The following is a 12,769-nucleotide window of genomic DNA, read 5'->3' as shown; positions in this document are numbered from 1 at the left end:
ATCTCATGAGCCCCACGTACACAGCCGGCTCGCTGGTCGCCGCCCGTGGCCGGGAGTGGGTGGTGCTGCCCGAGAGCGCCGCCGGCATGCTGGTGCTGCGCCCGCTGGGCGGGAGCGAGGACGACATCGCGGCCGTCTTCCCCGCGTTCGAGGACGTGCGCTCCGCCGAGTTCGCGCTGCCGAGCGCGGCCGACCTGGGCGACCAGCGCGCCGCCGGTCTGCTGCGCACGGCGCTGCGCATCGGATTCCGGTCGGGTGCGGGCCCGTTCCGCTCGCTGGCGTCGATCGCCGTGGAGCCCCGCGCCTACCAGCTGGTGCCGCTGCTGATGGCGCTGCGGCAGCGCACCGTGCGGCTGCTGATCTCGGACGACGTCGGCATCGGCAAGACGATCGAGGCGGGCCTGATCGCCAAGGAGCTGCTCGCGCAGGGCGAGGCGACCCGGCTGGCGGTGCTGTGCTCCCCGGCGCTGGCCGAGCAGTGGCAGGGCGAACTGCGGGAGAAGTTCGGCATCGACGCCGAACTGGTCCTCGCCTCCACGGTGTCACGCCTGGAGCGCGACCTCGAGCTGGGCCAGTCCCTGTTCGACAAGCACCCGTTCACGATCATCTCGACGGACTTCATCAAGTCGACCCGCCACCGCGAGGACTTCGTACGGCACTGCCCCGACCTGGTGATCGTCGACGAGGCCCACACCTGCGTGGCCGCCGACGACCCCGCGCAGGGCGCCGCGTCGTCCGCCTCGAGCCAGCTCCGCTACGAGCTGCTGCGGAAGGTCTCCGCCGACGCCGACCGCCACCTCCTGCTGCTGACGGCGACCCCGCACTCCGGCAAGGAGTCCGCGTTCCGCAACCTGCTCGGCCTGGTGCGGCCCGAACTGGCGACGCTGGACCTGGAGACGCCGGCGGGGCGGGCGAAGCTCGCCGAGCACTTCGTGGCCCGCAAGCGCGCCGACGTCCGCGACTACCTCACCAAGGAGGACGGCCTCGCCGACGACTCCCTGGCCGAGCGGACCGCCTTCCCGTCCGACCGCTGGACGAAGGACGAGCCGTACAAGCTGACCCCCGCCTACCGGGCGCTGCTCGACGACGCCATCGCCTACGCGCGCGACCGTGTCGAGGCGGCCGGCGAGCAGGGCAAGCGGGAGGCCCGGATCGCCTGGTGGTCGGTGATCGCGCTGCTGCGCTCGATGGTCTCCTCGCCGGCGGCCGCCGCGCAGACCCTGAAGACCCGCTCCGAGTCCGCCGCCGCCCGCACCGCGCACGAGGCGGACGTGCTGGGCGCCCCGGTGGCCGCCGACTCCGCGGACAACGACCGGCTGGAGGGCATGGACGTCGCGCCGGGCGCCGCCGAGTCGGAGGAGGCGGGCGCCCGGCTCCTCGAACTCGCCCAGCGGGCGGAGCAGTTGGTCGGTCCGGCCGAGGACGCGAAGCTGAAGGCGCTCACCCGGCACCTGAAGGGCCTGATCGCCGAGGGCTACCACCCGATCGTCTTCTGCCGCTACATCCCCACCGCCGACTACCTCGCCGAGCAGCTCGACGGCAGGCTCGGCAAGAAGACGAAGATCGCCGCCGTGACGGGCACCGTCTCCCCGCAGCAGCGTCTGGAGCGCATCGAGCAGCTCGCCGCCGAGGCCGCCGAGGCCGCCGAGGCGGGCGACGACCCGGCCGTCCGCCGCGTCCTGATCGCCACCGACTGCCTCTCCGAGGGCGTCAACCTCCAGCACCACTTCGACGCCGTCGTCCACTACGACCTGGCCTGGAACCCGACCCGCCACGACCAGCGGGAGGGCCGCGTCGACCGCTACGGCCAGAAGCGCGACCAGGTCCGCGTCATCACCATGTACGGCGAGGACAACGGCATCGACGGCAAGGTCCTGGAGGTGCTGTTCAAGAAGCACCGGCAGATCAAGAAGGACCTGGGCATCTCCGTCTCCGTGCCCGACGAGACCGCCTCCGGCGTCACCGACGCGGTGGTGGAGTGGCTGCTGCTGCACGGACGGCAGGGCAGCCAGGACAGTCTGTTCGACCTGGACGGCAACCAGGAGTCCTTCGACCGCATCGAGCGTGAGTGGAGTTCGGCTGCCGAGCGGGAGAAGACCTCCCGCTCCAAGTACGCCCAGCGCGCCATCCACCCGGAGGAGGTGGCCCGCGAGGTCGCCGCCGTACGGGCCGCGCTCGGCGGCGCCGAGGAGGTCCGCGACTTCGCCCTGGAGGCACTGCGCGACCTGGACGCCCTGGTCCGCACTGCGACATTCTCTGGGCGCGACGGCACCGGCGACTTCACCGCCCAGGTCGGCGGCACCCCGGCCGGCCTGCGCGCCACGCTCGCCGCCACCCTGGGCAACCGGCTCGTCGAACAGGACCGCGAGATCCCGTTCCGCACGACGCCGGCGATCGGCCGCGGCGAGGCCGCCCTGGTCCGCACCGACCCGGCGATCGGCGCCGTCGCCTCGTACGTCCTGGACTCGGCGCTGGACGCGAACGCCCTCGGCCCTCGCCCGGCCCGCCGCTGCGGTGTGGTCACCACGGACGCGGTCACCACCCGCACCACGCTCCTTTTGGTCCGCTACCGCTTCCACCTCACCCTGCCGTCCCGCACCGGCGAGCGGCAGGTGGTCGCCGAGGACGCCCGCCTGCTCGCCTACGAGGGCCTGCCGCAGCGCGCCCGCTGGCTGGAGGACGACGCGGCCACCGCCCTCCTCGCGGCCCGCGCCACCGGCAACACCCACGAGCAGCGGGCCCGCAACCAGATCGCCCGCGACCTGGACGGCCTGCCGGACCTCGCCGCCCGCCTCACCGAGTACGGCACCCGCCTGGCCGCCGAACTCGACGCCTCGCACCGCCGGGTCCGCAAGGCCAACGAGGAGATCGTCCGCGGCCTGAAGGTCGTCCCGCAGGAGCCCGCCGACGTCCTGGGCGTGTACGTGTACGTGCCACCGCAGCCCGCCGCGTCCGTCTCCCCCGCCCCCGCCGCGTCCGCCTCTACCGTGTCCGGAGCCGAAGCCTGATGTCCGCCGCCACCCGCACCGCCCTGGCCTTCACCGCCGTCACCACGGTCGGCGGTCTGCTCCCCGCCGACATGCTGCTGCGCATCGCCGAGGCGCGGAACCTGCCGGGCACCAAGTCCGCCGACTACGGCCTGCCCGCCTCGGTGCCCGTACGCGACGAGGCCGAGCGCGCCTGGGAGTACCTCAAGCCGCTCTGGCGCGACCTGCGCACCGCCCTGCCCTCGGACCCGACCACGGGTGCGCCCGCCGCCGACCCGACCGGCCGGGCAGGCACCGACTGGCTCGCCCAGCTCTTCCGCAAGCTGGACTTCGGCGCGTTGACAGAGGTCGGCGCGGCGGGCATCCCGGCCGACTCGGATGCGGAGAAGCGGTTTCCGGTGTCACACCGGCACGGGCCGGCGCTGGTCCACCTCGTCGCGTGGAACCAGGAGCTGGACAAGCGTCCGGCCGCCGGTCAGGTCCCCGCGCAGTCCATGCTCCAGGACTGCCTCAACCGCACCGAGGCCCACCTGTGGGCGGCCCTCACCAACGGCCGCCGTCTGCGCCTGTTGCGCGACTCCTCGTCCTTCGCGACGGCCGCGTACGTCGAGTTCGACCTTGAGGCGATCTTCGACGGGGAGCTGTTCAGCGAGTTCGTGCTGCTGTACTGCGTGCTGCACGCGTCGCGGTTCGCGGTGGCGGAGGGTGCGGCTCCTGCGGGGTGCTGGCTGGAGAAGTGGCGTGCGGAAGCCGTCACTTCGGGGGCCCGTGCGCTGGATCAGCTGCGGCTGGGGGTGCAGAACGCGCTGACCGTGCTCGGGACCGGGTTCCTGCGTCACCCGGACAACTCCCGGCTGCGCGAGGACACCGATCCGAAGGCACTCCGGGATGCTTTGCTGCGCCTGGTCTACCGCCTGCTGTTCGTCTTCGTCGCCGAGGACCGGGACGCCCTGCTCGACCCGAAGGCCGGCGAGCGGCAGCGGGAGGCGTACGAGCGGTACTTCTCGTCGGCGCGGCTGCGTGAGCGGGCCCGCCGTCGGCAGGGTACGGCCCACGGGGACCAGTACGAGGCGCTGCGCATCGTCCTCGACGCTCTCGGCGCCGAGAGCGGTCGCCCCGAGCTCGGCCTGCCCGGCCTCGGCGGTCTGTTCTCCCACACGAAGGCCGACGTGCCGCTGGACGGTCTGAAGCTGTCCAACGAGTCGCTGCTGGCCGCTGTGCGTCATCTTGCCCAGGTACGGGACCCGGGTGCCCGGCGTTGGCGCTCCGTCGACTACCGCCATCTGGACGCGGAGGAGTTGGGCTCGGTCTACGAGTCCCTCCTGGAGCTGGAGCCGAAGCACTCCGCTACGGACCGCTCCTTCGAGCTGATCGAGGTTGCGGGCAACAGCCGTAAGACGACCGGGAGTTACTACACCCCGTCCTCGCTCATCGAGTGCCTGCTCGACACGACGCTCGACCCGGTCATGGACGACGCGGTCAAGCGCGGCGAGCAGCGCGCCACCGAGGCCGGCCGTCCCGACCCGGCCGACGACATCGTGGAGGAACTGCTCTCCCTGACGGTCTGTGACCCTGCTTGTGGGTCCGGGCACTTCCTCGTCGCTTCGGCTCGGCGCATCGCCAAGCGAGTAGCGTCGGTGCGCGAGCGTAACCCCGAGCCGCCCCTCGACGCCGTGCGCCACGCCCTGCACGAGGTCGTCGCACGCTGCGTCTACGGCGTCGACCTCAACCTCATGGCCGTGGACCTGGCCAAGGTCTCCTTGTGGCTGGAAGCCCTGGAACCGGGCAAGCCGCTCGGCTTCCTCGACGCCCACGTCAAGCACGGCAACGGTCTGATCGGCGCGACGCCGAAGCTGCTGGCGGAGGGGGTTCCGGACGACGCCTTCAAGCCGATCGAGGGCGACGACAAGAAGTACGCGGCCGGGCTCGTCAAGCGGAACAAGGCCCAGCGTGGCGGCCAGGATGAGCTGGCCTTCGACACGGACCCCCTGCCCGGCAACGAGCGGTACGCCACAGAACTCTCCCGTATCACCATGGCCCCCTCCGACCTTCTGGAGCACGTACGGGCGCAGGAATCCGCTTACCGCGCCTACACGAAGTCGACCGCCTACGTCCACGACCTCCATGCCGCCGACGCCTGGTGCGCCGCGTTCGTCTGGCCCAAGCACGAGGGGGCGCCCGAGGCCCCGACCGACCAAGTGTTCCGCGCACTGCGCAGCCACAACCGGTCCGCCGTGCCGGACACCACGCACACCGAGATCCTCCGCCTACGCGACCAGTACCACTTCTTCCACTGGCACCTGGAGTTCCCTGAGGTGTTCGCGGTCCCGGACTCGAGGGTTGGTGTTCAGCCGGGGACGGGGTGGGCCGGCGGGTTCGACGCGGTGGTCGGGAACCCACCGTGGGAGCGGGTCAAGCTGCAGGAACAGGAGTTCTTCGGCCAGCGCGACCCGCGTATCGCCGAGGCGAAGAACGCCGCGGCTCGCAAGCGCCTCATCTCGGAACTGCGCAACGACGCCGACGGTGCCCGCCTTTACGCCGAGTTCGAGGCCGCCAAGCGCCGGACGGAAGGGGAGAGCCACTTCCTCCGCCTCAGTAACCGCTACCTGCTGACGGGTCGCGGCGACATCAACACGTACGCGGTCTTCGCGGAGACCGACCGCATGCTGACAGGGCCCCGGGGGCGGACGGGCGTGATCGTCCCGACCGGGATCGCGACGGACGCGACGACGCAATTCTTTTTCAAGGACCTGGTCAAACACAAGTCACTGGCGGCGCTCTTCGATTTCGAGAACGCAGCACCCCTGTTCCCCGGCGTCCACAGGTCATTCAAATTCTGCGTACTCTCCTTGACCGGCACTGAAATTTCTGCAACCGTCGCCCGATTCGGCTTTTTTCTCCATGATCCAGCAGAACTGACTGATGCGGGAAAAACCTTCCCCCTCACGCCGGAAGAGATCATTCTCCTCAACCCCAACACCGGCACCTGCCCTGTTTTCCGATCCCGCCGAGACGCGGAGATCACCCTCGGCATCTACCGCCGTGTCCCCGTCCTTGTCGACGAGGCAAAGGGAGCCGACGGCAACCCCTGGGGCGTCTCGCTCATGCGCATGTTCGACATGTCGAACGAATCTCACCTCTTCCGCCCCGACATCCAGAACGGTGAAACGTTCGACGACCTCCTCAGGGACGGCTGGCGCCTTCACGGCAACACCCTGATGCGCAATGAGGAGCGCTTGCTGCCGCTCCACGAAGCGAAAATGCTGCACCACTACGACCACCGCTGGGCCACCTACCAAGAGGACGGCTCCGTTCGGGACCTCAGCATCACCGAAAAGCAGGATGCCACCATTGCCCCCTTGCCCCGCTACTGGGTGGCGGAGAGCGACATCTCCACTGGCAAGTTCGACAAGAGCGGCCAGGAAATCAAGGAATCGGGCGTCACCTCTCGCCTCACCGGCAAGGGCTGGGACAGGGACTGGATTCTGGGATTCCGCATGGTCTGTCGAGCAACAGATGAACGAACGTGCATCACGTTCGCAGCTCCGAAGAGCGGTCTCGGCAACTCTGGAACTGCGTTGCTGCCCAGCAAGGAAGCACCATCCGGCCTGCTGTACGGCAATAGCATCGCTCTGCCGTTGGACTTTGTCCTGAGGCAGAAGCTCGGAGGGACCAACCTGAACTTCTTCTACTTCGAACAGCTCCCGTTCCTCAGCCACGAGCAGCTTTCATCGCACGCCCAGAGCCTGACTCCACGCATTCTCGAACTCACATACACCACCTACGACATGACGGCCTTCGCTGACGATCTCGGCGACACCGGTACTCCCTTCCTCTGGGACGAAGACCGACGAGCCATGATCCGCGCCGAGTTGGACGCCCTCTTCTTCCACCTCTACGGCATCGACCGCGACGACGTGTTGTACATCCTCGACACTTTCCCGATCACCAAGCGCAAGGACGAGGAGAAGCACGGCGAGTACCGCACCAAGAACCTGATCCTCGCCGAGTACGACCGCATGGCCGCCGCCGGTCTGACCCTGGAGACCCCGCTCACCGAGGGCGAATCCGGCACTTACCGTTCCACCCTCACCCCACCCCCCGGCCAGGGCCCCCGCCACGGCTGACCCACTCCGGGGTGGCCATAGTTACGGCCACCCCGGAGAGCCCTTCACTCGTCCAAGGAACCAACGCACGTGGTACGTCGAAGCCAGAGCAGCAACCCCCGTTCGGTCGTCGTCCTGACCTCGGGTACGGACTGGGGCACTCGTGCCGCCGGGCAACGGCGGAGCAGTGGGGCCGAGTCCCCGATACCCCGGCGGCAGCCCGCGAAGATCAAGGCCTTGCACCAGGCCCTCCACCTGGCTCGCCTGGCCATCGACAAGAAGAACTGGAGCGCAGCGCGTTACGCGCTCAGCCGAGCCCGCGCCCTCACCGACGCCCTCCCCACCAACGTGGCCGTTCGAGAACGCGAGCAGCTCTCAGCGCTCCGCAAAAGGTACGCGGCGCGGAACACGCCGGCCGCGAAGAACGCCAAGCAGGCGAAGGCGACACCAGCCAAGCGTGTGGGCGCGAAGAAGCTCGCCCCCAAGAATTCCACGGCGAAAAAGGCCGAGCAGAGGCCGAAGCCCGCACCCGTTCGCGACCTCGGTGACCGTTTCATCAACCGCGCGGCCCTCGGCTACGGCCCCACGGACGAGACCAAGGGCTCCCGAACGCGGTGAAGGCGTGCCATCCGCTGCTCCAGCGGACGGCACGCCCTCAAGTCGCTCAGCGCTCCGACGGAACCGTGACACGCCATGGCCGCCCCGACCGCACGCCTCGGCGTCAACCTCAGGAGGCTCCACCGAACGGGTGATTACATCTCAAACACCAACGAATGTTCTTGCTTCGCGCATAGTTTCACATCATGCCTAATGTCAGTCACGACACCTTGCACGGCTTCCTGCCGGGACGTCCGAAAGCGCTGAACCGTGCGCTGGACCTCCTGGACCTCGGGATCCCGCCCGGTGTCACCACCGAGACTCTCCCGGCGGACGCATCCGGCGCCCCGAAGATGTTCACCCGACACATGGACTCCGTACTGCGGGTGGTCCGTCCCGACGGGCGTGATCCGTTCATCCTCCTGGTCGAGGCGCAGACCGGCGTCGAGACGAAGAAGGAGACCTCGTGGCCTTACTACGTCGCCTACTTGCGTGACCGGTACAAACTCGAGGTCGTCCTGCTGGTCCTGTGCGTGGACACGGCGACGGCGGCGTGGGCGGCCAGACCTCTGCGTACCGGCGTGGGACGCCCCACCCAGGTGACGGTGCCTCATGTGCTGGGCCCGTGCAATGTTCCGCGTGTGAACCAGATTCAGGAAGCCTCGGCCGACCTGGACTTCGCCACGTTCTGCCTGTGGATCCACAGCAACGATCCGGACATCGAGGGCATACTGACGGTAGTGGGCGAGGCATTGGCTCAGGACACGGACCGCGAAGCGCGGGACGACTTGGCGGGACTGATCGAGGACGGCTTGGGCAGCGAACACGCCCGGAAGATCTGGAGGAACCTGATGCAGACCCTCTTCACCCCCAGGCGAGGCACCATCGTGGGCGATGCCCGCCTCGCAGGACAGGAAGAAGGACTCAAGGAAGGACGCGTGGAAGGACGCATGGAAGGACTCGTGGCCGGAAAGGCCGAGCAACTGCTGCGCCTGATGGAGCACCGCGGCTTCTCGATGACGGAAGAGACCCGACAGCGCGTCACCACCTGCACGGACAGGCCGGTCCTGGATCTCTGGTTCGACCGCGCCATCGACGCGACCACCCTCGACGAGGTCTTCGCCGCGCCCTCCGCCACGGACCGTATCCCCGCACCCGCCCAGAGCCCGGAGCAGACCGCAGTCCCCGACCAGGGCCTGGGAGCCCTCGGCTCCTCGACCGGCTGACCAAGGCACACACGAACGGCCGGGTGATACCGCACCGATCAGTAGGCCGCCACACCTGCGACGCCCGTCACATGGCGGTCGCGTCGTCCGGGGTGCTGCCGAAGCCCCGACTGCCCTCAACAGTCGGGGCTCTTCATGCCCGCCTCCCCTCCTGCTGTGAAGACCGTGATCCGACGGCGGAGTCCACGGGGAGGTCGGGCGGCACGCGCGCGGTGACGTGCCGCCCTCGCCCCGAAGAGAACGAGGTTCATGCCGTTCTTGTCGGACGTCAGCCGTAGGCTGTCGTCCGAAACCGAGGGGGAGACGATGACTGACGACCGCAAGGCAACCGTTCCGGTGTGGACGCTGACGGCCGCCTTGCCCAGTGGCAGAGCGCACTCGACGAACTGCCCGACGGCGAGGCCGTCGAGATCGGCACGCTGACCAAGTCGTTCCCCGGCGTCGACGACCATGGCGGCACGTTCCGCACCCACCTCGAACTCGCTTCCTTGGCCATCGCGCTGAAGCAGCGGGTCATCGTCCTGCAGGCCGTCGAGCATGCCCAGACCGACCCTGACAACCTGTTCGAGAACTTCGTCCGCGCACTCAAGGCCGACCAGCAGCGCCTCGACAAACTGGAGTCGAGCATCACCGGTGTCCTGGAACGCCTGTCGGCACTGGAGTTGGCTCGCCCGCAGGGTTTGCGGCCCGTCTTCACCACCGGTGAAGTAGATCGCCTGATGCGCGCGGCACACCGGATTCGCCAGCTGGGCGACGGCGTCGTGGTCGACAAGCCCGCGACGGACGTGGCGATCGAGATCGCCCGCGACAAGGACGGCTCGGTGGTCGTGTTCCCTGCGCTGGCCGCGTAGGCGTAGGGAACACGAGAGTCTGGCGCTGTCCGGTTGCCGGACGGCTAGAAGAGGCCGGCCGGCCTGTCCTGCGTGAGGTTCTCGAGGATCGTGCGCAGCCACGGGCTGCGAACGGCCGGTAGCCGGACCAAGGTGTGCTGGAACGTTCCCCGGTCGGCCCGGAACAGGTAATTGGGGCGCGGCGGGAGCGGGTCGTCGCGGAGGACGTCCTGGGGTATGCCGCCCGACGCGGGAACCGGCACGTACGACTGGGGAGAGACCAGCCACAGCCACACCCCCAGCGGCAGCGGCACCGGGTATGCCGATGCAGCCGGGCCGACGGGGGTCCAGGTCTGCCCCGTCTGGGGATGGACCGGTACGAGGAGGATGCCGACGCCCGCGTCGGGGGCGGGCCGTGCCGGGCCGGCCAGGACGGCGCGCCGCTTCGGCGGGCCTGCGGGCAGCAGGGCGTCGAGCGCGCGTTGGAACACGTCCGCGGTCAGACCGTCGGGGACCTTCACCGGCTGCCCTTCGGAGGCCGCCAGCAGGTGGGCGAGCGCCCGGCCGGCTGCCGCCTCCCATTGCGGACTCCACGACCAGTAGTGGCTCGGCCCAAACCGTCCTCCCCACGTGGCGATCGGCTCGAACGGGGGTGTGCTCTCCCTCTTCTCCGTCAGCTCCGCCCAGGAGAGCGGCATAGCGTGGACAGCGTCGACGAGGACGCGGTGCACCGCGTCCGGGCTGAGCCGCACGGCCTGCCAGAGCGAGCAGTCGTCGACCCTGGTCGCCACGGGCAGGTCGCACGCCTCGCAGGCCATGTTGGGGCCGTCGGCCCCGTCGAGGCCGCAGCAGGCACCGCCGCGCTTCTCGGGGATCAGCCGGGTTCCGCGGATATCGCCGGGCGCGATGACCATCGCCCCGGGCGCGCTGTCGGACAGGGCGTGGACCGGTGCGTAGATGCCGCGTGCCTCCGCCTCACCCGGATCGATCTCGTCCCACATCCGCCACGGCCGCCCCCAGGGTTCCGGGTCCACGGCAAACGTCCCTGCCTCCATGAGCACCGGAAGCCGGACCCCATTCCCGTATATCTGACGGGCGTGGGCCGGAAGGGAGACCTGGGACAGCGGGACGGTCAGCTCGGCCCCGCACCTCGCACAGGCGAATACGAACAAAGGTCCTCCGTATGGGAAACAGCTGCATCGTCGCAGCTCGGCGACAGCCGGCCAACGTGTTTTCCCGTCCGTCGTGGGGACGGCGCTTGCCACCGTCGTGGAGCATCGACGTCACGCGGGCGAGTGCCGGCCGCCTTCCCTGACGGCGGCAAGCGGCTCACTCCCCTCTCTGTCAAAGTAGGTCGAGTCAGGCATACTGGATGATTCATTGAGTCGAGGGCGGAGAAGGAGTAGTGCCCGGGTGGCCAGCACGAACGACCACGGGACCCCTGATCCGCAGGTGGAAGCCCGGTCGACCGGCCCGCGCCGGTATACCGCGGAGTACAAGGCGAGGATCCTCACCGAGTACGAGACCTTGGACAAGAAGGGCAAGGGTGCTCTGCTGCGGCGGGAGGGTCTGTACTCGTCGCTGATCACGACGTGGCGGCAGCAGCGGGACAAGGGCGCCCAGCAGGCGCTCGCCGCGCCGGCCGGACGGCCGAAGATGGACCCGAGGGACAGGGAGATCGCGAAGCTGAAGGCGGAGAAGGCCCGCCTGGAAGCCGATCTCGCGAAGGCCCGTACCGTGATCGAGGTTCAGGGAAAACTCTCCGCGCTGCTCGACCAGTTCGCCACGGACAGCGCCGCGAACCAGAACGGCGAGAACACCAAGTGATCGAGGCCGACCCCGCGGCCGTGTTCGACACCGCCCGCGACCACGCCCTCGAAGAGCTCACCGGGCTGGTCGGGCGCGTCCAGGCATGTGCCGCGCTCGGCGTGAGCCGGGCCACCTACTACCGCCACCACCGCCAGAGCCCCGCCCCGGCCAGGCCGCGGCAAAAACGGCGCCGGCACCCCCGCGCTCTCGCGCCCGAAGAGGAGATACGGGTCCTCGATGTGCTCCATTCCCCGGAGTTCGCCGACATGGCGCCCGCCGAGATCTACGCGGTCCTCCTGGACCGGGGTGTCTACCTGTGCTCGGAGTCGACGATGTACCGGCTCCTGCGACGCCGTGGCGAGGTCCGTGAACGCCGCCGTCAGGCCGTCCACCCACCAAGGACGGTGCCCGAGCTGGTCGCCGAGGGCCCGAACCGGGTCTGGAGCTGGGACATCACGAAGCTGAAGGGGCCGGTCAAGGGCGTCTACTACTGCCTCTACACGATCATCGATATCTTCAGCCGATACACGGTCGGCTGGATGATCGCCGACCGGGAGAACAAGGATCTCGCTGAGCGGTTCCTGTCCGAGGCGATCGCCAAGTACGGCATCGGGCCAGGGCAGTTGACGATCCACTCGGACCGCGGGTCCCCGATGGTCGCGCAGAACGTCGCCCAGATGATGGCCGGTCTCGGCGTCACCAAGTCGCATTCGCGGCCGAAGACGTCGAACGACAACCCGTACAGCGAGAGCCAGTACAAGACCCTGAAATACCGGCACGACTTTCCCGAGCGTTTCGGATCCCTCGAGGACGCCCGGGCGTGGTGCACCCAGTTCTTCACCTGGTACAACGAGGAGCATCGGCACTCCGGGATCGGCCTGCACACGCCCTACGACGTGCACTTCGGTCTCGCCGGGCAGCTCCGCGAGATGCGTGCCGACGTCCTCCGGGCGGTCTACGCGAAGCACCCCGAACGCTTCGTCCGCAAGCTACCGGAGCCGCCGAAACTCCCCCAAGCGGCCTGGATCAACAAGCCGACACCAGACGGCCCACTGATCCCGGCACAACGTTAGAACGATCTACCTGCCTTGATCGCTTTGACAGGTTCCGCTCAGTGTTCGAATTCCCAGTGTGCTGTGGCGCCTCCCGAAGGGGTGAACATCTGCCGTCAGCTCCGGACGGCTGGCCGCTGCCACCCCACATTCTCGATCATG

At 69.0% G+C, this 12,769-nt stretch carries 5 protein-coding genes and 2 pseudogenes; 6 read left to right on the top strand and 1 reads right to left on the bottom strand.

Annotated features, from left to right (window positions below; translation table 11 throughout):
- The first annotated feature begins 5 nt into the window (after nt 1-5).
- The 5 genes and pseudogenes from V4Y04_RS29520 to V4Y04_RS29500 form a co-directional block, all read left to right on the top strand.
- Entirely contained in the window at nt 6-3,008 is a 3,003-nt protein-coding gene (locus V4Y04_RS29520) for a DEAD/DEAH box helicase (RefSeq protein WP_332431413.1), read from the top strand.
- Nucleotides 3,008-7,114 (top strand): Eco57I restriction-modification methylase domain-containing protein, encoded by a 4,107-nt coding sequence (locus V4Y04_RS29515; protein ID WP_332431412.1) that lies wholly within the window; start codon nt 3,008-3,010, stop codon nt 7,112-7,114. The genes V4Y04_RS29520 and V4Y04_RS29515 overlap by 1 nt, the downstream gene beginning before the upstream one ends.
- A gap of 69 nt (nt 7,115-7,183) precedes the next feature.
- A complete protein-coding gene (locus V4Y04_RS29510; RefSeq protein ID WP_332431411.1) occupies nt 7,184-7,711 on the top strand; it encodes a hypothetical protein in 528 nt (175 codons plus the stop codon).
- A gap of 185 nt (nt 7,712-7,896) precedes the next feature.
- On the top strand, nt 7,897-8,916 hold the full coding sequence (locus tag V4Y04_RS29505) for a hypothetical protein (RefSeq protein WP_332431410.1): 1,020 nt from the start codon (nt 7,897-7,899) through the stop codon (nt 8,914-8,916).
- A gap of 344 nt (nt 8,917-9,260) precedes the next feature.
- Nucleotides 9,261-9,767, top strand: a pseudogene (locus tag V4Y04_RS29500) (hypothetical protein); the annotation flags it as partial.
- A 44-nt stretch (nt 9,768-9,811) separates the two neighbouring features.
- Here the strand turns inward: V4Y04_RS29500 and V4Y04_RS29495 are convergent.
- Entirely contained in the window at nt 9,812-10,918 is a 1,107-nt protein-coding gene (locus V4Y04_RS29495; RefSeq protein ID WP_332431409.1) for a hypothetical protein, read from the bottom strand.
- Between the two features lie 241 nt (nt 10,919-11,159).
- Between V4Y04_RS29495 and V4Y04_RS29485 the strand changes: the two are divergent.
- Nucleotides 11,160-12,628, top strand: a pseudogene (locus V4Y04_RS29485) (IS3 family transposase).
- Nucleotides 12,629-12,769: the final 141 nt, after the last annotated feature.

Origin of the sequence: Streptomyces sp. P9-A2 (assembly GCF_036634175.1) — a bacterium.
In the GTDB taxonomy this organism is placed as follows: domain Bacteria; phylum Actinomycetota; class Actinomycetes; order Streptomycetales; family Streptomycetaceae; genus Streptomyces; species Streptomyces pratens.
The sequence above is the reverse complement of the archived record's forward strand: the minus strand, read 5'-3'. Positions and strand labels throughout refer to the sequence as shown.

Excerpts from the sequence above, each read along its gene's own strand:
- V4Y04_RS29520 (WP_332431413.1), top strand. The coding sequence starts at position 6 with ATGAGCCCCACGTACACAGCCGGCTCGCTGGTCGCCGCCCGTGGCCGG.
- V4Y04_RS29515 (WP_332431412.1), top strand. The coding sequence starts at position 3,008 with ATGTCCGCCGCCACCCGCACCGCCCTGGCCTTCACCGCCGTCACCACG.
- V4Y04_RS29505 (WP_332431410.1), top strand. The coding sequence starts at position 7,897 with ATGCCTAATGTCAGTCACGACACCTTGCACGGCTTCCTGCCGGGACGT.